Here is a 23,029-nt window from a genome sequence, read left to right on the forward strand (position 1 = left end):
TACTATGCCTTGCGCTCAATGCGAGGTCTTTTTTTGAGCAAAAGAGGAAGTAAATGGTTACTTACTGCGATCTGTTGGCGGCCAAGTTTCGCATTAACGGTAGAGGCGAAGACGGCACCTATGACTGCTACGGACTCTGCATGGAGGTCTCTAGGCGTCTTGGCAAAGAGCTTCCAGAGATTCACACGCCAGACAAGCACGTTGGCATGGACAGGCTGCTTATTCGTGAAACCGAGTCGGGCATTAGATGGCGTCCTGTCGCCCCAGAAGAAGGCGAATGGGGCGCTATTGAAGGCTCTGATCGACTTGGAAACACCCTCCTCTACGGCGTCAAAAGGGGCGCTATCGCCTACTTCCGTGTCGATGGTGTCCTGGCTCACGTTGGCATCGTAATCGCCCCAGATCGCTTCATTCACGCATGGGAGAAGGCTGGGGGCGTCTGCACTGAGCGGCTTTCAGCATGGAAACCTCGTTTGGTAGGACTCTATGAACACAGAACTGATAGCCGTTGATCAGGTGGGCGAAGATTTCGTCAATCTGGTCGTCGTTTATAACTGCTTCAACATGCAGGATCGGGAGCTATCCAAGCTCATTCACGACCCTCGCAAATCCCTAGCCGACTACATGACAGGGCTGCCTGAGCCTGAGAAATGGTCGGTGTCGGTCAACGGTGAGCTGTTTGATGTCGGTGCATGGGCCGCTGTGTATCCCGCAAAAGACGACTTCATCACCGTCATGCCAATCCCTCATGGTGGCAATAAGGGCAAAAGCGTTCTGCGAATCGCCGCTATGGTGGCAATAGCGGTCGCGGCCCCTTACATGGTGCCAGCCACCTGGGGAACCGTCGCTACTTCCGCAGCCATTGCCGGTATCAACATGGCGGGTGCGATGGTGGTCAACGCCCTTCTGCCGATGCCTACCCCCTCCACCCCTGGCTATGGTGATACCAGCGAATCCTCTACTTACGGTGTTGATGGGGCTAAAAATACCAGCACGGAGCAAACCTCCGTTCCGCTGATCTACGGCGAATACCGCTACGCCGGAAACATGGTCAACGTTAAGACCGAAAACGTCGACGATACCCAGATTATCACCTCTCAGATGGTGGTCTCTGAGGGGCCTATCGAGAGCATTGGTGATTTTCAGGTTCAGGATCAGCCGATTGCCAACTACGAAGACGTCGAAACCATCACGCGTCTTGGTGTGGACAATCAGGACATTTCTAGCTGGTTCGCATCCTCCACTCGGATGGTCAATAAGTCTGTCACCCTGACCACCAGTCATACCACTCATTTAACAACCGATGTGGTTGACGGTTTTCGGGTCGATCTTCTTTTCCCTAGCGGTCTTAGTGAAATCAACAAGAGCGATGGCAAGCGGCTAAATCGCACGGTGAGCTTCGCGATTGAATACAACCGCCAGGGAACCTCGACCTGGACCAGCATTTCGCCAAAGCAATATCGACCGCTCAGTGACGCATCTATTCTCGCTAGTGCCGACAAACTCCGCGTTGAGTATCAGCAGCGCCTCACGGGAACAGGCAGTCAGTCAGTCACCGGCAACCTATTCGTTCGTGTGGGTTCTGGTGCCTGGGTTCTCAAGCAAACCAAGACACACACCGTCTCCCTTTCGAGTGGCAGCGGCTTCTTGTCGGGTGCATTCAACGTCGATCTTGACGACATGGGTAGCGGCGCTAAAAGCTACAAGGTCGAATGGACTGGCGCGTCACCCGCCATCACCGCTTCCTCTCGCTACGCCATTGAGCCGACGGTGACGGCCAAAACGGGTCAGCCGCTTCGCCGGTCTTTCGACTCCCCTGTTCTCGCTCAGGGCATCTACAACATTCGGATTCGCCGTCTTAATGATGAGTCTACAAGCGACCTGATCACAGATCGCGTGACGCTCACCGATGTTGCGGAAATCATCAATGAGCGCGTTCGGTATAACCACACGGCCTTCTATGGTGTTCGCATCCGTCTTTCTGACCAGCTCAACGGGATGCCTCGCATTACCGCTTTGGTCAAAGGCATTAAGGTCAAGCACTACGATTATTCAGGCCGAGTAACCAAAACCGCGTGGTCGAACAACCCTGCCTGGATCGCGCTCGACATGCTGACCAACCGCCGTTATGGCGCTGGCCTGCCCCTATCCCGTATCGATATTCGCATGTTCGTTGAATGGGCGGAGTTCTGCGCTCAGCAGCAACTCACCTTCAACGGCGTCTTTGACGCTATGAGTAACATTTGGGACGCCTGTCAGGTCGTTCTTCGTGTTGGTCGCGCACGCTTTGTTTCCGTGGGTAACGTTTATAGCCTCGCCATCTATCGAGCCTCCGAGCCGGTCATGATGTTTGGCTCAGGAAACATTATCGAAGGTAGCCTGCAACTTAGCTGGCAGAGTCTCGAAGATCGAGCCAACGAGTTTGAGGTCGAGTATTTCGACCGAGAAAACGGCAACAAGCCCGCCATCGTTCGAGTGGTAAATGAGAAGGCGTTAGATCGAGGAGAGCCGCAGCGCATTTCCACACTGCGCATGGTCGGCATCGACAATCAGGCTCAGGCGCTCAAAGAAGCTCACTTCCAAAAGGCACTCAACGAACACCTGATCATGACCGGTCAGTTTGAGGCAACGGTCGAGTCGATGGCTTGCGGTGTGGGTGATGTGGTGCTCCTTCAGCATGACATGCCTGATTGGGGCGAATCCGGTCGCGTAAAACCAGGATCGACTCGCAGTCTGATTAACGTTGATCGTCCGCTGTCACTTGCAGCAGCGCCGGTCAATATGTCGTTTCTGATTTTGCACCCTGCGGTGATTCGAGGCACGGGCGTCATCAGTAACATCAACACCACCAACAAGATTATTTACCTCACTGGACTTTCGACCTCGATTCGGGGCAAGCGCATCAGGATCGGCTCTAAAGACCTGCTGGTCTTATCGATGTCTGCATCGGGTGGTTATCTTGAAGTGGTCTTGGAGAGCGTTTCTGGCCTGTCAGTGGGCAATTCGGTGGAGCTGTGGGATACCGACGTCATCGAGACGCGTGCTATCCAAGCCTACGATGCCGCTGAGCAGCAGGTTCGACTCTCAGGCCCGTTATCCGTCGACCCGCAAGACTTCGCTAATTATATGGTTGGCAAGTCAAACACGGCCGCCAAGCCAGTTTCTATCACAGGAATCTCCGGCAATGGCGAATATAAGCGGATGATCAAATTCATCGAATACAACGCCACTGTATTTGATCCTGAAAATGCGCAGCCTACCCCGATTTACAGCCGACCCATCACTGCCGTTCAGCACGTTCGCGACCTTCGTGTTTTAGAAGAAGTGACCATGCGCACTGGCTCACTCACCTCTGATCTGGTGGTGTCTTGGTCGAAGCCTTCGGATGGCAACTACGCGGGCGCTCAGGTGTATATGTCGCGTAACGGCGGCCCACTGCTACGTCATGGCACAGCAGCAGCAGGAGCGACTGTCTATCACACGACAGGCGTGTTCGGCGAGACGATGGTCTTCAAGGTAGTGGCCTACGATGGTGCTGGCCGTGTAGCAGACTTTGATACCGCGCCAATCTTTGAATACAGCGTGGTGAAGTCGAGCGACCTGCCTACTGTGGTTCAAAACTTCCGCGCAACGCTCGGCATGGATGGCGTTGAGCTGATGTGGGACTTGATCGACGACCCGGACGTGGTGAGTTACGAGATCCGTGAAGGAGCGAGTTGGGCAGCGGGTAAGACGTTGGTCAAAAAGGTCGCCAGCAACCGCTTCTTCTCCACCGACAAAAACCACTCTTACATCTACTGGATTAAAGCCACCGATGTTACGGGCAAGCAGTCGCCAGCAGCGTCAATGGCCACCGTCGTTGACCTTCTAAAGCCTGCAATGCCCACCAGCGTCGACATCGAGGCAACCAGCTTTGCCATCAAGCTGATGCCCAATGGCTTATCTCCAGGCGCTTTGTGGGAGTTCCGTCGATCTAACGTGGCCCTGGCCACCAACATGATTGAGTCGAACGCCGTCAAAGTGGGACAAAGCACGGTATTGGTAGACACCGGCTTAAAGCACGGCACCAAGTATTACTACTACATTCGCGGCGTGAATGCCTTTGCCGTGGGCGACTGGTATCCCGTCCAGGCCACCACCAAAACGGACATCCCTGAGATTCTGGATGCTCTGGCAGGTCAAGTGCGTGAGTCGCATCTTTGGGGTGAGCTGAACAAGCGCATCGATCTCATCGACGGGCCATCCACACTCGCGGGATCCGTTGCAAAAAGAATTGAGACAGAGGCGAATGCGCGGATAGCGGCTATCACTAAAGAGCAAGGTGATCGCGCAGCAGCGATTTCCACCGAGACACAAGCTCGGAAAGACGCCGACAGCGCCTTGTCCTCCACCATCACATCTCTGACCAGCGTCGTAAACAACAACGCATCGCTCATACTCAACGAGCAAACTGCAAGAGCAAATGCCGACAGCGCCTTATCTACTCGCGTGGATGCGGTGTTGGCCAAAGCCAATACTAATGCCGCGTCGATAGTAACCGAGTCACAGGCGCGTGCAGATGCCGATTCAGCGCTGACTACTCAAGTGAATAGCGTATTGGCTAAGGCGAATGCAAATGCTGCCGCCATCACCAGCGAAGCGACCGCCCGTGCAAATGCCGATAGCGCTTTGTCATCCACGATCAACACGGTATCAGCTAAAGCCAATAGCAACGCTTCTGCCATTTCCACTGAAACGAGTGCTCGAATCTCTGCCGACAACGCTTTGTCGTCTCAGATCACCACTGCCCAATCGACTCTGAACGGTCAGATTTCAAGCGTTCAGCAAACCTTATCGACGTCGATTGCCAACGTCGATAAGCGTGTCGATGGCATGGCGGATACAACCAACCTCATTACCAACGGATCGTTCTATACCGGCGATACAAATGGGTGGACCAGCGTCAGCTCAGCTACTTCTATCATTCCAGGTAATGATCGGGGCGGCTCAATTGCGGCTAAGTTCGTCATGCAGTTCCCCGACGATCAAGGCAGCTACTCGCCTCGATCAACTAGCGTTCCCGTGCGAGCAGACGAGAAGTTTGGTGTTTCTTTCGACATGGCGCATGGAAATAGCGGCGCGGCAAACCGTATGCGCGCCTTCGTTCAATGGATTGATGCCAAAGGATCCACGGTAACCACCCACTACGGCATCACTCAAAACGCAACCTTCGCTTGGGTTCGATATGGGCCTCATGTCTTTACCGCACCGGCTAATGCCACTGAAGCTCGATTTGGCGTTCAACGACTGAGCGGCAACGATGGTGTTGGCTTCGTCACGAACGTTGTGGCCAATCGCGTGGATGCTGTATTAGGGGCGCAATACACCCTGAAGCTCGACGTAAATGGCTTTGTCAGTGGTTTTGGTGCCTACAACGACGGCACGACGTCAGACTTCGGCGTCATCGCCAATCGGTTCTTTGTGGCCGCCCCTGGCAGCACCTCTGGCGCAATGCCCTTTCTGGTGTCAGGCAATTCGGTCTACATGAACGAAGCCATGATTCAGACCTTGACGATTGGCAAGCTGCGCACGTCTACGGGCGGTGTTGTGGTTGAAAACAATCGTATCAAGGCGGATTACATCGACGCAGCCAACCTCGATGTTCGCTCATCAGCACGATTCACGGGAGATGTTCAAAGCACCAACTACTCAGCCGGATCCGCAGGGTGGCGCATTCGCCAGAACGGCACTGCTGAGTTTAACCAGGGCGTTTTCAACGCCTCTCTTCTCGTGGGTGATCTGAGCGATAACGTCACGATTGCCGGTGTTGATTCGCTTGGCCTGATTCGTCAGCGTGCTTATGCGGGTTCGCTGTCCAAGGATCGGGTGGACAACTGGACGCGGCCAGGGTCAACGCTGATAAACGGCAACTCGATTTTCACTGGTGATGCTTACGTCGACACGCTTCAGATCAAAGGGCGTGCGGTAACCATCCCCTTCTATATGTCCGCTGGCTATTCAAGCACCAACATGAGACTCCATAATGGCGATGACAGAGCAGATTGGCACACCTTCACATCATTCTTTGTTGAGGCTGGAGCAACAGGCGGGCCAGCTAACATCTTCATGGAGTTTTCGTTATTCATACGCAGATATGACCGAAGCGGCGATACAAAACTGGTTCAGGTTGAGAATGCTGATTTTCGCATTATCAATAGAAACACGGGGGGTGTTATTTGGTCGGGTAGCGCTGCTGAAAGAAGCGACACCTTAATTCGTCATGACACTCAAGGGGTGTTAATGCGAAACGTCAGCGTCCCTGCTGGCGGTCTTTGGCTAGATGTTCAATATCACGTCACTTACGCATGGAAATACGAAAGCCAGAGTTGGAACTACAGTGCCAACGAGGCTTACGCATCACCTCTTCGTATTTCCACTATGGTATCGCAGAGGTAATTTATGAAGTGGTTCATTGGGTATAAAACCGACGGTGAGATACTTGGCACAGTTACCGCCAGCACACCGGAAATTGCTCGGTATATGTTTGAGCAAGTATTAGAGGTTGAAGGGCCGGTGCCCGAAGAGCTGTTCTTCGTTCGGTTTGAAGACTCAATCCCTGTGATTCTAGAAAAGGGGGTTTTAGAGACCCCCTATCAGGTGAGCGGCTTGAGTTTAAGTATCGACCCTCTTCCTATTGGAACGATCATTGAAGTCGGCGGATACAGCTTACAAACAGATAGCGAACCAACCCAAATCGACTTTGATGAGCCAGGAGAATACTCGGTCGAGATTAACCCTCCCCCTGAGTTCAAACGCGTGATATTGGAGGTGAAAGTTGGCTAAGTTGGCGATCAATAAGCACAAGACCAGAGCGGATGCTGAAGTGAGTTATCTGCAAAAGGTCGATGATATTTGCGAGGCCATGCGCATGAAGCTAATGACCCCAGGAACCGGTCAGTCGATGGTCTACGAGATTAAATATCAAGAGGCATTACTGGGCAGCGGCCCTTATATTGAGGCGGAAGCAGAGGCTCTTGGCGTCCCTATTCAAGCTGTCATCGATACCGTCATCGCAGCTAGGCGATCTGTAGATCAAAAGTTATGTCTCTTAGAGGGGAAAAGAATCAAAACTAAGCGCCTGATCAGAGAGGCTTCTAGTGCGGCGGAAATGCACTCGATTATTGCCAGCGCGAATCTTTCTTTCGATATAGATTGACTTGGCCAAAATAGTAAGTAATCGCTTACTTACATGCTATGATTGCCCTCGTAGACAACTACCCTACGAGGGCTTTTTCGTGAATGACGAAATCAATGACATTGCCGCTTCGGCGACGTCGATCAATTGGGAGGATCGGCTGCTCTGGATTGTGGTGGGATTCGTCCTGCTGGGGCATTTAGCGCGCAATCTGGTCGCTGATGAACCCTTCAATATGAAGAAGTTCTTGGGCGAAATGATCCTGTCTGGGCTTGGCGCAGTGGCCATCTACTCGATGGGGCTTCTCCAGGGTCTATCTGAGATTGAGATCGTGCTGGTGGGTGTTTTTGCCAGCTTGGGTGGCATTCGCGCTCTTGAATGGGTCGCGAAAATCTACAAAACCGTCAAGCAGATCAAATAACAGGAGGCACAAATGGAGCATTTTGCACCTAACTTCCCCCGTCGTGAGTTTGAGGCGTCACAGACAGCCGTCCGCCGTGACATCGACAATACCATCCCCCAGGAGCTACTACCGAACACCATTCGGCTGTCCTGGTGGCTTCAAGAGCTACGCAACAAGATCAACCGCATTCATCGCACCGACGGCAAGGCGCGTGAATTGCCTATCATCGTAACGTCCGGCTATCGCTGTCCTGATTTAAACAAGGCCATTGGCGGCTCCACCAGCTCTCAGCACATGAAGGCTCAGGCAGTCGACTTCGGCGTTCCTGGTATGACGCCTCGTGAGCTGGTTGACTTTATCGTTAAACATCACCCTGGCTACGACCAGATGATCGAAGAGTTCGGTCGCTGGGTGCATGTCAGTGTGGTTGCGGACAGTCCTCGTGGCGAAGTCCTCGTGGCTCGAAAGTCTGGCGGAAAAACCAGCTACTCCCCTTTGAAACAAAATAGTAAGTAACAACTTACTTAGGAGGCTCAATGTCAGCGGGCGTTTACACCATTGTTTGTGAAAAGGGTTCCAGCTTTCGCATGGACATCACATACACCAACAACGACGGGACGCCTGTTCATCTAGGCGGGTTTAAGGCTCGCATGGATGTTCGGCGATCACGAACCACCGACAGTCGCCTTATCACTCGACTAGAGACGGATAACGGCCACATTCAGATGCCCTCCCCTGAGACGGGCGAAATCATCCTGGCCATGCCCAGCATCGAAACCCTGGATCTTCCTGAAGGGGAGTTCTTCTACGACCTGCTGATTTGGCAAGACATCATCCAGCCCGACTTTAGCGTCAACCGAGAGGTGGTTCGGGTGGTTGAGGGCAACTTCGTCATTCGCAGCGGGGTAACTCAGCTATGAGCGACGTAAAGATCAAAGTCACGGTGCAGAGCGACAACAAGGTCGTTCAGGTCGACGCCAGTCGAGTGAAGGTTGCATCGGTAGGCACTCAGGGCGTTCCAGGCCCACACATAATTTCTGGCGCAGTAGACACCGACCTCGACTCTCGTCAGGAAGGGTCGGTGATGGCGTTCAGCGAGTCTTCTCAAAAGTGGGAATCCACCAACGAATTACGAAACATCAAAATCAATTGCGGGAGCTTTTAACGCATGAGCAACATCATTCAGATCAAACGGTCGCACACGACCAATGCACCGGCCAATCTCGCTGATGGCGAGCTGGCTCATTCTCATTTGTCCCGAGTGCTGTATATCGGGGATGGCGATAGTGTCCGCGCTATCGGCGGCGAAGGTGCTTTTATCCGCAAAGGCGGCGACACCATCACGGGCGACTTGGTAATCCAAGGAAACCTGATTGTTCGCGGTGCACAGTCAACCATCGAGTCGAACACCGTCGCCATCGGTGACGCCATTCTTGAACTGAACCAGGATATGCCCGTTGACGGCATCGCCTCTGAGAACTCCGGCTTCCAGGTAAATCGTGGTGCCGAAGCTCCGGTCGCTTGGTTGTGGGATGAGGCTAACGACGTCTTTACCGGCAAAGTAGGCGCGGCACCGGCCTCTATTGCTGGTATGAAAGACATCGCGCTGTCCGGCACTCTGTCGGCCTTCGATGCGGCGCTAGATACCACGCTAAATGTCGGCACTGACCTAACAGTGGGTGGAAACTCCGTCGTGTCTGGCACTGGTCGATACAACGGCCGACTCACCACGGCAGCCGGTATCACCAACACCGGATCCGCCAGCTTCAACGGCACCTTTACTCAGACAGGCGGCAACTTCTCTACACGCGGTCTTTCTGATGCAGCCACTACGCGGAAACTGGAAATCGACAACCTTAAAACGTCGATTCTGAATGCCGTGGAGCTACAAAGCACTCTCAAGGTAACTGACAACTTTACCTTCCTGGCAGGCGGTAGTGTTGCGGGCGTCGCCACATTTGCTTCGTTTGTCGACGTGATGAACCTGCGCCTTGACGGCAATACGCTTCGCTCTATCAACACCAACGGCAACATCGAGATTCTGACCGATGGCACCGGAAACGTCGTCATCGACCGTCTGGATGCAAACGGCGGAAACATTGACGGAACCGTTATCGGTTCGGCCGCTCCTGCGAACATCACCGGCACACGGATTACCGCAACTGACATTTTTAACACTCGCGGTATTACCGACAACGCCACCTCCAAGCGACTCACGATCAGCAACACGCTGACCAGCATCAGCAATGCCCTCTCTGTAACCGGCGCTCTGACTCTAAGCGACGCTCTTAGTGTCACCAAAGACTCCGTGCTGGGCCAAAACCTTAGCGTCGGCGCTGCCCTGACCGTAGGGGCTGCATCCACCCTGACGGGGCGTGTGCAGTTGGGCGAGAACTTGGTCGGCGCAGGAACCTCTTCCAGCGCAATCGAAGGTTTCACCATCGACGGCGGCACTTTCTAAACAGAACCGGAGATATAGGGGCTTCGGCCCCTTTTTTGAATAAGGGTTGCCAATGAATAAAGTCATCATCAAACACTCCACCGTTCCAGGGAAAATACCTACGGCTGCCGACCTGGCATTCGGTGAAATCGCTCTTAACATTGCCGATGGCCGCATGTATGCCAAGCGCTCAGATGGTGTCGTTGAGCCTCTAGCCCAGTCGGTAGACCTGAAGAGCTTCGGAACGATCTCAGCAGACGTCGGCTCAATGAGCGCAACCGGCCCTTCTCAGACGTTTTCTGTAAAGGGTGGAAGTGGCATTCGAGTCACAGCATTAAGCGGCACACGAGAGCTGGTTGTGGCGCTAAACAACGCAGATGCAGCAACACTTGGCGGTCAAGCGTCAAGCTACTTCTCGCCCGCTACTCACCTTCACGATGACCGCTACCTCAAGCTCCAGGCTCAAGGCGGTGATTACTACACGAAGGCTCAGGTGGATGGAAATATCACTGCGGCTATCGACGCACTGATTGGCGGCGCGGGATCAGCCTATGACACCCTGAAGGAGCTAGAGACTGCTCTTAATGACAGTGATAGCGCTATCGCCTCCATCAACGCAACGCTGGCGACCAAGCTGAACGCCTCCAGTTACACCGCTGCCGATGTCCTAGCGAAGTTGAAAACGGTTGATGGTGCATCATCTGGCTTAGATGCCGATTTGCTCGATGGTCAGCAGGCAAGCTACTACCTAAGCGCATCCAACCTAAATGCAGGCACAGTGCCGGTGGCACGTTTGTCTGGCATCTATGACATCGGCATTTCAGGAAATGCAGCGACAGCCTCAAAGCTGGCAGCGCCCTACTCTCTAAGCCTCTCTGGTCACGCATCCGGCACGGTGAGCATGGATGGCAGCGCGAATGCCACACTCACAGTGACCGTGGCCAATGACAGCCACACTCATGATGCTCGCTACTACGAAAAGAGCCTGTCTGATGCAAGATATATGGCGCTATCAGGCAATCAAACTATTACCGGCACGAAAACCTACACCGACTCCGTTGAAATAGCGAGTTCAGGAGCTTTGCCAAAGCTCACTATTCGCCGAACCGATATTGCGGATAATTCAACTCTAAAGTTTCAGACGACAAGCGCCAATGATGCGGTTATTGGCCAAGGAGATGCTGGCTTTTTTGCGATTGGCTCTGGTTCAGACGTCCGTTACGCGTATTCAGGGGTCTTTGCGGTTAATGCTCTTACCGGTGATGTTAAGTGGAAAGGTAATGCCGCTGGAAGTGGATCAGGGTTGTCAAATTTAAACGCTAGCAGTTTATCGTTTGGAACAGTCCCTATCGCAAGAATTAGCTCTACCAGTGCTCGTAATAGTGCTAGCGAAACCACTCTTCTTCATGCAAAAGCGATGAATGACCATGTTTTGAGTGGTGATCACGATAGTCGCTACGTTAATAAAGCGGGCGATGTAATTACAGGTAAGCTAATGCTTGCGGGTGATGGCCATCATTTAGGTCAGAACGCCAGTATAGCTTTGGCGCTTGGTGATGCGGATACAGGTCTCAAGTGGGTAAGTGACGGTGTTTTTGAGCTGCACGCAAACGCTCAAGCGGTAGCAAACATTACCCGAGATGCGTTTTCGTTAAACAAGCCTTTGAACTTACTGACCAACACGTCTCTTGAAGGGACGATCAATGGTCTAAAAGTCACAAATGGAGCAAACGGCTTCCTTGAAATCGGCAACCGAAATGCCAGCTTTACTCATTACGGAAGCTCAACCGGTAAACACTATTTTTATGGCACCGTAGAAAGTCAAAGCGGCTTCATTGGAAGTGGAGCAGCTCTAACTTCGTTAAATGCCAACAACCTCGCCTCCGGCACGATTCCTGATGCACGTATTTCCGGCTCTTACACTGGGATGTCAAACCTGACAGGCTCGGGTAACGTCGACTTCGCCCGCTTCCTGGGTAACGCCTCTGATACCATCACAGCGCCCTCCTTTAGCTGGACAGGTGACACCAACACAGGTCTTTATCGCCCCGCTGCGGATACCATCGGGGTATCAGTGGCGGGTGTAGAGCGAGCGCGCTTTAGCAGCGCGGGCATTAGCGGTGTGGGCACTGGACTGACCTCACTGAACGCTTCCAACTTAACCACCGGCACTGTTCCAATTGCTCGCATCAGCTCTACCAGTGCGCGTAACAGCACCAGTGAAACCACTCTACTGCACGCAAAAGCGATGAGTGATCACGTTGCAAGTGGCGACCATGACGGTCGTTATGTGAACAAAACGGGGGATACAACAACCGGCAGCCACCTCTACTCAGGTGATATTGGATGGATCGTCTCTACCTCTAACACCGCTCGTCAGCGTGTCGATGCGCGCACCGATGAAACCAGCTTTGCCCGCCTGCACTGCTACGGCATCAGCACGGGCGGCGCGACCAGTAACTTTCGACATGCGTGGTATGACGGGGCCGCCTATATCCCTGTAACCGCAAACGCTGGAAAAGTCACGTTTGGGGGTGCTTTAGAGGCCAACTCACTCCAGATCACCCCAGGAGCGGGTATTGCGCTGGGCACCGCCACCCCAAGCTCGTCTTACAACATCAACATGAACGATACGTTCAGCGCTAACGGCACACGGGCGGCAATTTACTCAATTGCTAACATCAGTGACGGAACGCTGACCAGTAACCGCACTCATTACGGCATCTATAACTCGCTGCGTAACGACTACCTTTCCACCGAGAGTTACACGTTGACGCAACGGGCTGCCTATAACGAAGTGGTCAACGGCCCCGCCAACGATGAACCGGCGACGATCAACACCGCAGAGGGTTCACGTAACTACGTGTTGAACCGCGCAAACGGCACGATCACCAGTGCCTTCGGCTCTTATAACTACGTGTTGACCAGCCGTGCGGGTTCGACAATCACCAACGCCTATGGATCTTACAACTACGTTCAGCATAGCCTCGGCACCATTACCAATGCCTATGCTGGATATTTCCGTGTAGCAGGAACCATCGCAAGCAATAGCTTTGGCATCTATGTTACCGGAGAAGATAAAAACTATTTCTCAGGCAATGTCGGAATTGGCAACAGCAACCCCACCTTCCCCCTGGACGTGAATGGCACAGCGAGAGCGACCTTTTTTAGCGGAAGCGGCAAAGATTTGTATGAACTGGATGCCAGTAAATTGGCAATCGGCACCGTTCCTATTGCTCGTATCAGCTCAACAACAAGCCGAACTAGCACCAGTGAAACCACCCTGCTTCACGCGAAAGCAATGAATGATCACCGATTAAGTGGAGATCATGACAGTCGTTACTTAATTAGCGGCAACCAAAGCCCTGAGTATCTAGGCGATCTACGAAGCATATCTGGCATAGCTGATCCACAAATCTCTACGGCACTTAACCATGTTGGCTATCGATTAAAAGACTCAGGGCAGCTCTATTGCGCAGCTCCTTACACGATGGTAGCGCTTAACCGAACTAGCTCTGGTGGTGGTAATGCGATTGATTTCAACTTCAGAGGCGCTTACGTAGGTGGAATTTTTGTTACCTCTTCATCCGTAGCATATAACACCGGTTCTGATTATCGCTTAAAGACAGATATAACGCCGCTCCAAAAGGCGCTATCTACCATCGTTCGCATACCGGTGTATGAATATCTGTGGAAGTCGAACCCAACCACTCATAAGTCGATGGGGATTTTGGCACACGAGGCGCAATTGGTAATCCCTGAGTGCGCAACGGGTTACAAAGACGAGGTTCGAGAGGTAGGCAAGATAGTCATTGACGGGGAGGTATATGAAGACCGCGCTCCCAAAGAAATGCTGTCACCGGAAATTATCAAACGAGGTGGGGAGTGGATTAAGACGGGCGAGGAGCCGGTTTATCAATCGGTTGACTACAGTAAGTTCGTTCCGCTGCTGATTGCCTCAATTCAAGAGCTTATCGAGGAGGTGGAGGGTTTAAAGGCTCAAATTCAAAGTCAATAATGACCGATAGCATATAGGCAGGATTACAAACAACTGATATAGTGAGTAAACGCTTACTTACTATTGAGGGCGCAAAGATGAATCCACTACATGCAGTCGTCGCAATGCCGGTTATGCAGCGCATCGCCGTCAAAGTGATTGTGGTGCTAGCGGAATGGCTGGTCGATAAGACCGAAAACCAATTCGACAACAAACTGCTTGCCTCCATCAAGGATGCAGCAGGTCTGAAGTGATCCAGGCGGCCTAGTGCCGCCTTTTTCATAGGAAATTTGCGAATGCCTCGATCAAACCACCAGAAGCAGCAGAAGCGCAACGAGCGCCGTGCAGAAAGGCGAAATCGGCGTCAACCGGAATACCAAGTTCAACCGGCGAACGACAATCACCGCGTTAAGGCTGGATCAGATGCCATCGCTGACGTCGTTCGTTTCCTGGCCGACGCCAAGACCAAACAGGCCAAAGAACCCGTCGAGGCGCGCTCAGAGGCTCAGGGTCACTACCTGATCTCCATGAGCCAAAACGACATCACATTTGGCATTGGCCCTGCTGGAACAGGTAAAACATTCCTGTCTGCCGCCGAAGCCTGCGAAGCGCTCATCGCCAAAGAAGTCGAGAAAATCATCATCACCCGTCCAGTATGTGAAGCGGAAGAGAATCTTGGCTTTCTGCCTGGGGATGTAGCAGAAAAATTTGCGCCCTACTTCGCGCCGGTTCGTGAAGCGCTCGAAGAACGGCTTGGTAAAGGCTTCGTAGAATACCTGATCGGCACCGGAAAGATCGAGATTGCACCGCTGGCCTACATGCGAGGCCGCACCTTTAAGAACGCCTTCGTGATTTTGGACGAGGCACAGAACACCACACCCAAGCAAATGAAGCTGTTTTTGACCCGCTTGGGTGAGAACGTGCGAGTCGTCATCAACGGCGACAGCACTCAGCAGGACATTCGCGCTGCGGTCAACGGTCTGGATGACGCCAAGCGTCGCTTTAGCCGCACCCCTGGCTTTGGGTTAGTTGAATTTGAGGCCAGCGACGTTCGCCGCTCCGCCCTGGTTCAGCGCATTGTGGAAAGCTACGAGCTGACCCCAGACCCGATTGCAGCGTAGATGTAAAAGCGCATCCAAGGATAGCGCTAGATCGAGCAGAGAAGCGTCCCTGAGCGCGTTCGTATCCGACACAGTGCGATGATATAGAGGAAACGGAACGGAGCTTATACGCGAATTCTGAGCGATCAACCCACTAAGCCCCGGCAATACGTCCGGGGCTTATCTTTCGCGAGCGGCCTCCGCCGATTGTTTGATTTCGATAAGACGACTAAGCAGTTCGATTTGTTCGGTGATGTAGGGCACCATCCTGTCTTCCGCGTAATCCCGACCATCCTCTTTAAGCCAAAGACGAAACTTTTGCACCAAGACCTCTGGTTCGATACCGGTCAATTCTAAGCCGGTAGCTGGGTGCTGAAATCGTGACAGTCCATCGTATTGCCTTGCCAGGAGAACAGCCCCTTTCTTGAGTAGGTCGTCTGATAACTCTCTTTCTAGCCCCTCGCTTTTGATCATATCCGCAACTAGCACAAACTCCCTTGTCCGACCGTCACCATACTCAGAAGCAAAGCCGCCAGGGTGTCGCATCGCAAGAGCCAAGGCAGTTCGGTAGATATTCACTCTTCCAGTTTCGAGCTTTTTGATAGCGGTCTCAGCATTTTCAATCGCCACCTCTGCACTGTTCGTCAACTCACGCAACTTCACGCTGCTACCGAGCAGACTCAGCTCTGACAAACGAGACCATTGAGCGATGATAAATCCGGTCACAAGAGCGATAGCAAAAAGACTGACGAATGATGCGCCCGTCAGATGGCCGAGGATCAGCAGGCAGTAGCCAAAGGCGACGATTATAAAAGCTAGGAGACCGGCAATTACCATTCTGGTGTAATGCCCGCCGCTCCCTTTTTTCTGACTCATGCCACCTCCTCTCTGTAAGTAATAATTAAGAATATCTTCGGAAAAGGTATTTATATAGATGGAGTGAGGCATTCAATACAAAAACTCTGCCTAGCTCATCCTCGGAACGGACGTCTCGCCTCCGGCTCGCGTTCACTCTCTCGATTCACTTTTACTACCGTGTTTTTCGCTGCTAGTGTAAGATCTTCGGATAGTAAGTCACAACTTACTTATAAAGGGTAGAGACATGGCAGCCAAAGCACGAAGAGACTATGCCGTTCACGATATGGCCAGCAAGCCGGTCAAGCATGTTCCGCTTGCCGACCTTCCTGAGAACCTACGGGATCGATACCGTGGACGCAAAGGGATATTTCTGTATGAAGACCTGAAGACCTCGGACATGGATGAGGTTGTCATGGAAGTCATTCAGCGCCCTCTTCTCCTTCGTGAATCGGAGCTGATGACAACGAAGTGGTTCGACTACCGGATCCTTCACCCCTGGCAGGCCACCGCGCTGTTTCTTGAAGCATACCGCTCAGAACACGCCTGGATTATGCGTAAGCGGGAGGACATCAACTCTCACTGGTTTCACAAGGGCATCAAGGCCACTTCACTCTGCAAAACGTCGCCCACTCAAATGACGGCAATTTGGAAGGCCCGCCAAGCTGCGGACTCCATCGGGGTGCCTTACGACTTTTACTGCAACGTGCTTCTGGATTGGGCGGAAAAGCGCAATTGGACGCATCTGCCGCGAGTGAATCAACTGTATCTGGAAGACCACATAGCGGTCGTCAAAGAAGCCTTTGAAGATAGAGCCAGGACAAAACTGTTTGTAGCTACCGAGCCTTGTTATCGCCATGACGCAGGCGATGAGCCGCATCAGACCGACTATCGACGCTTTTTGCAGGAGCAAATCAAGCGTCGTTCGGCACCCGAGTATGGCGTCGCCTCGCTGATTTTTCAGCACGAACATCTTTCTGAAGAGCAGGCCAAACAGCTCTTTGGAGAAGCTGTAACCCGCTCAGCGCTTCGAGCGGCCCGCGACCTTTACGCGGAAAAATTTACGCAATTAACCCAGTAAGCGCTTACTTATAATAGATAGCGCATCACTTACGCATCACATGAAGGAAAGCCCCATGAAAAGCGAAAACCGCCCTGTTTTATCTGCGAGCTTTAATACTCGTCGTGCTGATCTCGGCAAGGTCTCCAGTCACGAGACCAAAAAGCCTGCTAAGCAGAGCAACCGTCGACAACTTGAGCAGCATGAAGCCTCGCTGGTTCCTCTGATTCGTAGCAAGACGCCAATCAACATCGTCATGATCGGCGGGGAGCGTCTGGATGAGGTCTGCGTGATTGGCTTTGATCGCTACTCCATCGCCATCGAATATGACGGCTTCCGCGAGACCGTCTTTAAATCCGCCATTGCACGCATCATTACCCCAGCAGAGGTTTGATGTCAGATGAGTGTCGCTCATTCGGTCATTGAGACTATCGGAGCCGCCACAGCGGCTCCTTCTGGCACGGGCGTCCCCTCGCCTTTCACGCCAGAATTTGAGCTTAAAATAGTCAGCCACACGCTGCGCGACACTTCGTTCTTGCAGCAGTGTGAAGACTTGGTGGATCGCGACTTTTTCTCTGATGCGTCTTCGCGCTTTTTAGTCACAGTCGCCAAAAACCACTACAAGAAATACGAAAGCGCCCCCAGCATCCGAACGCTGACGTCCTACGTTCAAAGTGCTGTGAAGTCGGGGAAGGTGAAGAAAGAGCTGATCCCAGACATCAAGCAAACGCTCAAGGAGGCTTATGAAGAGCCTCTATCTGACCTCAACTACTTGATTGAACGGGTTACGACGTTTGCCCGTCACAGGGCGCTACAAGCCGCTCTGTTTAAAGTCGTCGAGGATATGGAGCGAGCTGAAAAGCTGGGCGTTGACCTAGACTACGGTGTCGTTGAGCGCGAATTTCAGTCAGCGCTAATGACCGGCTCAAATGACGCCAACAACGGCTACGATTATTTTGAGCGGCTAAGCGACCGGACAGAAGCTCGCGAGGATAGAGCGTCAGGCAAGATTGACCCCAGCGAATACAGCATCACCACCGGCTACCCTGCTATCGATTCGCTGCTCTATCACAAGGGCTGGGCGCGAAAAGAAATGGTGGTCTTTATGGGGCCACCTAAGTCGGGCAAGTCAACGGCGTTAGGACAGTTTGGTCTCAATGCGTGTCGTGCTGGTTTCGACGTCCTCTACGTGTCATTGGAGGTAAGCGATCTGGTCTTGGCTGACCGCATTGACGCTTCTTTCTCAAGCGTCGCTATGGCGGAATTGACCGACAAATCTACTTTCGTTCGCGATGAGATAGAGAAGTTGTCGGGATCGTGCGGGAAATTCATGCTGCATCAGTATCCCACGATGACATTCACGCCCAAGCAGCTCGCTCGTTTGATCGAGTATTACAAGGCTCGGGGCGTGGTGTTCGATATGGTTATCGTGGATTACGGTGATATTATGGCACCAGATTTCCGCACTCCCGACCCCATCGAAAACAGCAAGAGTATATACGCCGGACTGCGTGCTATAGCCATGCAATATGACGCTGCTTTGTTGACAGCGACTCAAACGAACCGTGACGGTGCTCGTAGCTCTGTGGCCACGATGACCGACGTCGCCGAGGACTTTAACAAGATTCGGATCGCTGACTTGGTGATCTCAATCAACAAAACCGAAGAAGAGAAAGCAGCACAAGAGGCGAGGTTGTATTTTGCCGCCTCTCGTAACCAGCGTGGCGATATAACCATTCGCATCAAACAGGATTTGGAGAAGATGAAGTTTCTTACCAAAATCCTCGATGTATCATGAACTTATGTCATTAAATACGGAGTTTTCAATGGCACTTAGCGATAAAGAGCGAGCGCAATCAAGAGAGCGATCTGGCCGCTATCGGGAAGGAAAGGTCACTGTTTCCTTCACTACGACGCCTGAAATAAAAGAAGACTTGAATTCGTTGGCCAAAAAATACGGCTATAAGAGCATTCGTGAGTTCATGGAGGCGCTTGCGCTGGGTCATGCCGAGCTAGACGAACAAGACATGCAGTAGTGGTATGAGGGGCTATTTGCCCCTCAATCTCACCCCCTAGTATAAGTAATTCGTGACTTATTGTTTTGTCTGAGGCATATTTGCCAAAACTGGTCTCATCACCAGAACTATCGGAGTTAGCAATGAAAGATCGCCAACTTTTTAAGCTCAAGAAGCCGTGTGCCAATTGCCCTTTCCGCAATGATGATCAGGCGATTGAATTGGCCCCAGGGCGTCTGGAAGACATCGCCAGTGAAATCACCAGTGGCGACGGAAAAGCGTTCTTCTGCCACAAAACGCTTAGCGGCGAGCGTGACGATGAGTATGAAGAGGAAGGCTATTACCCTGGTGAGAAAGATGCCATCTGTGCGGGCGCTTTGGCTTTCCAGCTCAATCATGGCCGAATCCCCATCGTTGCAAGATTTGCCTTTATGACTGGCGAAGCGAAAGTGGAGGATTACGAGGCGCTTTTTGACCGCATCATTTCACCGGAGGATGTTTTATGACCTCCTCTCTACAAGCGCTCAACAGCGTCATTCAGGCGCGAAATTCAGTCAAGAACACCAAAGACGAGAATCTTTGGCTGCCTTTATCCAATGCCAATTGGAGAGATGCCCTTAAAGGCATTTCGATTGAAGATTACCTGTCGAATTACAACTCGATGAAGACAGACCTGCATTTGCCGAAGTTTCGGGAGCTGGGAGATTCATCAAAGGTGTATTTGGAGTTGGCTAGACGGTTCGGCAAGAGCCTTTTTGCTCACAAAATGGACGAGTGGCTTCGATAAGACCACAGCGCTTTATATTCTCTGCCGAAAAAACACTGATAACATTTAACTTGTTCAGTAAGTAACAGGTGACTAACTATCATGGCGAACTTTAAAAAGCTGTTGGATGATCTCGACCTTCGAGACTATCTCGATACGCAAGGCATCACCTACAAGACGTCACGCTCGCGGAAAGGCACACAGCTTATCGTTAGAGACTGCCCTGTCTGTGGTAGTGATAGCTGGAAGGTGTATCTCAACGAACAAACGGGCCTGGGAAATTGTTTTGCGGGTGACCATCCCCTTGGAGAGAACTTCAATAAGTGGTCGTTCATCAGGGCGGCGTCGGGGTCAGCGACGAATAAACAAACCATCGATCACATCGAAGGCTACATGGACGCACAAGGGTTCATGGTGGAGCGTGTTCGCACTGAAACGACCTTCACGGCGCTATCTGGGCTACCTGAGCCACTTATCTCCTTGCCAGCCAAAGACGGGGGTATACCCACTTACCTGTTCGATAGGAACGTGTCGTCTAGGGTCTGTAGCTACTTCAAGCTGCACTACTCTGGCGAAGGCGTGTTTCGTTACAAGATGGACGGTTACGACCGAACGCAGGACTTCTATCATCGCGTTGTGATTCCGGTATTCGACATTACCGGCAAATTGAAGACCTTTCAGGGTCGAGACGTCACGGGAACACAGCCGGACAAGTATCGATTTGCTGTCGGAATGCCCGCCTCCGGGGCATATCTCTACAACGGGCACAATGCTCTGGGTAAAGCGCATGTGATCGTTGGCGAGGGTGCTTTTGACGTGTGGTCGATACAGCAATTTCTCTGGTCGCAAGGGATGGATGATGTCGAGGCCATCGGCACTTTCGGCAAGCACCTCTCTCAAACAAGCGACGAAGGTGAAGATCAGCTCTCGGCTTTTCTGATACTGCGAGATGCCGGTCTTAGGTCGGTGACGTTCATGTGGGATTCAGAGTTAGCGGCGATACGCGACGCCCTGAAAGCGTGCGATTTGCTTAGTCAGTATGGCATTGCTTGTCGTATGGCGACGCTACCACCTGGCATTGATCCCAACGACGCCACCCCTGCTGAGCTTGGTAAGACTATTGCTCAAGCGCAGCCCTACTCGAAGGCGCTGCAAATGAAAATGCGCTTAAAGCTGCTGTCGCCCCAGTAGTCTTTTTTTTAAACTGAAACAGTAAGTAATAACTTACTTCCCATAACAGGAGAAATTATGATCGCCTCACAAGTCAGCTCTGACTTTACGAATGAAGATAAGCTGGTCGTTCCCATCGCGTCTGGTCGGCTGGTCGGTGAATTTGACGAGGATCCTAGTGTTGCGCTGTTTGGCGCAGTGTCGATCCACAACGAGCTTGGTAGCAATAAATCCGTGCTGTTGCCGCTATATCGTCCTGAAGGCGAAGCGAGCTTGCTAGCGGCAGCGTTGGGACAGGCAGCGCCGGGATCAGTCGATTCTGTGAAGCCCGAGTGGTTCGGGTTGGCCTGCACCAACTCGGCCTCTGGCAGTCAGCGGGTCATCGATGGAACGATGAAAACCATCGTTACCTCAATGGGGGCCGATACCCCCATCAATCGATCCTTCCAGGTCAACTTGCTGGTCGACAAAAATGAAGACCTTGCCCGCAAGCAGCCTTCATCCGCCATCAAAACGATCAGCTACGAAATTCTGAGTGGCGATGCGGAGGCTGACCTTGCCACTTATCGTCGGGTCTATCCGGCAGATGAGTTTGTTGAGAACGGTCACCTACTGGAAGCCGTATTGAGCTGCACAATGATGCCTGCTTGGCAGTGCAAAAACTTTGATATGCCCTACTCCATTTGTCGGGATGTCCGATGGCTGGGCGCTCAATACCTCACCAAAAACACTAAAGGCAACTTGTTCCCTCAACTGCTGCCGGTGATTGAAAACACGCTCCGACAGGCACGAGACCGCGAAATGCAAGGCATGAATGAGCATTGGGGAGCGCTTGGCTTTCTGTCGTCTGCACGGAAGGGGTAAGTCGTGAAAAAGAGAAAGCTGCCCCTCTCGATGACTGGCGACAATATGTTTTCGTTCGACTGCGAGCCGACCGATAGAAGATCCAATTACACGGTTTGCCAACATACCGTATGGGCATTCAAAGAGGGACGCTTGCGAGGCTTTGAAGATTGTCGCGAAGCGATTGAAAAGCGCACCTGTCCGGCCATCAAAATGATGTTGGAAGAGCGAAAAGCGGGTAAGTCACTCTATTTCTGCTCATACGAGGCGCGGGTCAAAGAGCGAGAGCGGATGATGGCCGAAAGTGCCGCAGCCGAGCGCAATCAGTGGCGCAAAGAGCGAATGATTGCTTCGAGCAAGAGCGCCATTGACAAAGAGGAATTGAAACGCCGAGACCTAGAGATTAAGGCCAAGCTCGACGCTGAGCGGGGCGAGGCATTATCGCCAAAGGCAGCGCGACGCACAGAGCTTCCCGAGTCAGGTATGGATACCGGCAATATGTTCGCCGAGATCGTCAATTCGATGACCTCGGAGTAATCAGAGAGCGCTTCCAGCCCTGACAGTTCGCAGCGATACTTAGCGAAGGAAACAGGATAGGAAGCGCACTATGAGCCACTTTGTAATGTTTTTGAGGGCCTGCGAGCTGATCAACATGATCATTGGCAAATTGACCATGTTGATACTCAAAGGCTTGCTGATGATGCCCATTTGGGTGATTGGGTTCGTCGTTTATTTGGTCATGTTCAAGGAGGGTTAAGTGCTGACATCCACGATAACGTTATTGAAATTGGTCTACCTGCGGCGACGCGCTACTGCTCTGGTCACGGCCATCTATGCCGAGCTAGAAGGCTCTAACTGCGGTCATCGCTTAACGCTTGAGCTTAAACCTCGCTTGTGGCGTATGGCACGCAAGGCGGACAAGTTGATGGATGAGGTCGAGCGCCTGGATGGCTCAGCCAGCATGATGCGGGTGACGCCTCTGCTGGAGAGCTTTTCTAAATGAGCCGATTGCAAGAAGAGTTCGCCAAGCGTGAGCGTCAAATGAAAGGCTTTTCAGTCTTTGTTTACGCACTCATTTTGCTGGGGTCTATCGCCAGCTTGGGCCTTGTTACGCTTGGCATTACGCTGATGATGATCGTTTTGAAGTCTGTCGAAATACTTTGACACCAGCACAAAGCGCGTTATTTTTTAACTGCAAAACTAAGT

General features: G+C 52.3%; 25 protein-coding genes. 24 read left to right on the forward strand and 1 reads right to left on the reverse strand.

The features are described from left to right. Nucleotides 1-53: 53 nt before the first annotated feature. The 12 genes from R0J87_RS09325 (at nt 54) to R0J87_RS09380 (ending at nt 15,135) form a co-directional block, all read left to right on the forward strand. Complete coding sequence (locus R0J87_RS09325) at nt 54-512, forward strand: NlpC/P60 family protein (protein ID WP_498885748.1); 459 nt, start codon at nt 54-56, stop codon at nt 510-512. Further along, nucleotides 487-6,435 (forward strand): host specificity factor TipJ family phage tail protein, encoded by a 5,949-nt coding sequence (locus tag R0J87_RS09330; protein ID WP_498885750.1) that lies wholly within the window; start codon nt 487-489, stop codon nt 6,433-6,435. The genes R0J87_RS09325 and R0J87_RS09330 overlap by 26 nt, the downstream gene beginning before the upstream one ends. 3 nt (nt 6,436-6,438) lie before the next feature. Further along, nucleotides 6,439-6,822, forward strand: coding sequence for a hypothetical protein (locus R0J87_RS09335; RefSeq protein ID WP_498885752.1), 384 nt, complete (start codon nt 6,439-6,441; stop codon nt 6,820-6,822). Continuing rightward, nucleotides 6,815-7,195 carry a hypothetical protein gene (locus R0J87_RS09340; RefSeq protein WP_498885753.1) on the forward strand — a complete coding sequence of 127 codons (381 nt, stop codon included), beginning with the start codon at nt 6,815-6,817 and terminating at the stop codon, nt 7,193-7,195. The genes R0J87_RS09335 and R0J87_RS09340 overlap by 8 nt, the downstream gene beginning before the upstream one ends. Before the next feature lie 79 nt (nt 7,196-7,274). Then, nucleotides 7,275-7,595: a hypothetical protein gene (locus tag R0J87_RS09345; RefSeq protein WP_339118984.1), complete on the forward strand. Its 321-nt coding sequence runs from the start codon at nt 7,275-7,277 to the stop codon at nt 7,593-7,595. A 12-nt stretch (nt 7,596-7,607) separates the two neighbouring features. Beyond that, nucleotides 7,608-8,093 (forward strand): D-Ala-D-Ala carboxypeptidase family metallohydrolase, encoded by a 486-nt coding sequence (locus R0J87_RS09350; protein ID WP_498885756.1) that lies wholly within the window; start codon nt 7,608-7,610, stop codon nt 8,091-8,093. 20 nt (nt 8,094-8,113) lie between these two features. Beyond that, nucleotides 8,114-8,497 carry a hypothetical protein gene (locus R0J87_RS09355; RefSeq protein ID WP_498885758.1) on the forward strand — a complete coding sequence of 128 codons (384 nt, stop codon included), beginning with the start codon at nt 8,114-8,116 and terminating at the stop codon, nt 8,495-8,497. Then, nucleotides 8,494-8,742 carry a hypothetical protein gene (locus R0J87_RS09360; RefSeq protein WP_498885760.1) on the forward strand — a complete coding sequence of 83 codons (249 nt, stop codon included), beginning with the start codon at nt 8,494-8,496 and terminating at the stop codon, nt 8,740-8,742. The genes R0J87_RS09355 and R0J87_RS09360 overlap by 4 nt, the downstream gene beginning before the upstream one ends. Nucleotides 8,743-8,745: 3 nt before the next feature. Continuing rightward, nucleotides 8,746-10,038: a hypothetical protein gene (locus R0J87_RS09365; protein WP_498885762.1), complete on the forward strand. Its 1,293-nt coding sequence runs from the start codon at nt 8,746-8,748 to the stop codon at nt 10,036-10,038. 52 nt (nt 10,039-10,090) lie between these two features. Further along, nucleotides 10,091-14,035 (forward strand): tail fiber domain-containing protein, encoded by a 3,945-nt coding sequence (locus tag R0J87_RS09370; protein WP_498885764.1) that lies wholly within the window; start codon nt 10,091-10,093, stop codon nt 14,033-14,035. Between the two features lie 77 nt (nt 14,036-14,112). After that, nucleotides 14,113-14,268 carry a hypothetical protein gene (locus tag R0J87_RS09375; RefSeq protein ID WP_498885766.1) on the forward strand — a complete coding sequence of 52 codons (156 nt, stop codon included), beginning with the start codon at nt 14,113-14,115 and terminating at the stop codon, nt 14,266-14,268. Nucleotides 14,269-14,310: 42 nt separating this feature from the next. After that, the gene (locus R0J87_RS09380) at nt 14,311-15,135 is read left to right on the forward strand and encodes a PhoH family protein (protein WP_498885767.1); all 825 of its coding nucleotides are present in this window, start codon (nt 14,311-14,313) and stop codon (nt 15,133-15,135) included. A 159-nt stretch (nt 15,136-15,294) separates the two neighbouring features. On the opposite strand, the gene R0J87_RS09385 is transcribed toward R0J87_RS09380, so the two are convergent. After that, nucleotides 15,295-15,990, reverse strand: a complete 696-nt coding sequence (locus R0J87_RS09385) for a hypothetical protein (protein ID WP_498885770.1) — start codon at nt 15,988-15,990, stop codon at nt 15,295-15,297. Between the two features lie 226 nt (nt 15,991-16,216). Between R0J87_RS09385 and R0J87_RS09390 the strand changes: the two genes are divergently transcribed. From R0J87_RS09390 to R0J87_RS09445, 12 genes are all read left to right on the forward strand, one after another. Then, nucleotides 16,217-17,050, forward strand: a complete 834-nt coding sequence (locus R0J87_RS09390) for a hypothetical protein (protein ID WP_498885771.1) — start codon at nt 16,217-16,219, stop codon at nt 17,048-17,050. Between the two features lie 55 nt (nt 17,051-17,105). Next, nucleotides 17,106-17,423 (forward strand): RNA chaperone Hfq, encoded by a 318-nt coding sequence (locus R0J87_RS09395; protein ID WP_498885772.1) that lies wholly within the window; start codon nt 17,106-17,108, stop codon nt 17,421-17,423. 6 nt (nt 17,424-17,429) lie between these two features. Then, entirely contained in the window at nt 17,430-18,827 is a 1,398-nt protein-coding gene (locus R0J87_RS09400; protein WP_498885774.1) for a DnaB-like helicase C-terminal domain-containing protein, read from the forward strand. 28 nt (nt 18,828-18,855) lie between these two features. Further along, nucleotides 18,856-19,065 carry a hypothetical protein gene (locus R0J87_RS09405; RefSeq protein WP_498885776.1) on the forward strand — a complete coding sequence of 70 codons (210 nt, stop codon included), beginning with the start codon at nt 18,856-18,858 and terminating at the stop codon, nt 19,063-19,065. Nucleotides 19,066-19,145: 80 nt separating this feature from the next. Next, nucleotides 19,146-19,550, forward strand: coding sequence for a hypothetical protein (locus R0J87_RS09410; protein WP_498885777.1), 405 nt, complete (start codon nt 19,146-19,148; stop codon nt 19,548-19,550). Next, nucleotides 19,547-19,831 (forward strand): hypothetical protein, encoded by a 285-nt coding sequence (locus R0J87_RS09415; protein WP_498885779.1) that lies wholly within the window; start codon nt 19,547-19,549, stop codon nt 19,829-19,831. The genes R0J87_RS09410 and R0J87_RS09415 overlap by 4 nt, the downstream gene beginning before the upstream one ends. Nucleotides 19,832-19,912: 81 nt before the next feature. Further along, a complete protein-coding gene (locus R0J87_RS09420; RefSeq protein WP_498885780.1) occupies nt 19,913-21,001 on the forward strand; it encodes a hypothetical protein in 1,089 nt (362 codons plus the stop codon). A 57-nt stretch (nt 21,002-21,058) separates the two neighbouring features. After that, the gene (locus R0J87_RS09425; RefSeq protein ID WP_498885782.1) at nt 21,059-21,844 is read left to right on the forward strand and encodes a hypothetical protein; all 786 of its coding nucleotides are present in this window, start codon (nt 21,059-21,061) and stop codon (nt 21,842-21,844) included. Between the two features lie 3 nt (nt 21,845-21,847). Beyond that, nucleotides 21,848-22,360: a hypothetical protein gene (locus R0J87_RS09430; RefSeq protein ID WP_498885783.1), complete on the forward strand. Its 513-nt coding sequence runs from the start codon at nt 21,848-21,850 to the stop codon at nt 22,358-22,360. Between the two features lie 70 nt (nt 22,361-22,430). Continuing rightward, entirely contained in the window at nt 22,431-22,580 is a 150-nt protein-coding gene (locus R0J87_RS09435; protein ID WP_498885785.1) for a hypothetical protein, read from the forward strand. Continuing rightward, nucleotides 22,581-22,826, forward strand: coding sequence for a hypothetical protein (locus R0J87_RS09440; protein WP_498885787.1), 246 nt, complete (start codon nt 22,581-22,583; stop codon nt 22,824-22,826). After that, a complete protein-coding gene (locus R0J87_RS09445) occupies nt 22,823-22,987 on the forward strand; it encodes a hypothetical protein (protein WP_498885789.1) in 165 nt (54 codons plus the stop codon). The genes R0J87_RS09440 and R0J87_RS09445 overlap by 4 nt, the downstream gene beginning before the upstream one ends. Nucleotides 22,988-23,029 lie beyond the last annotated feature (42 nt).

Origin of the sequence: Halomonas sp. SIMBA_159, assembly GCF_046536035.1 — a bacterium.
Classification (GTDB): domain Bacteria; phylum Pseudomonadota; class Gammaproteobacteria; order Pseudomonadales; family Halomonadaceae; genus Vreelandella; species Vreelandella venusta_A.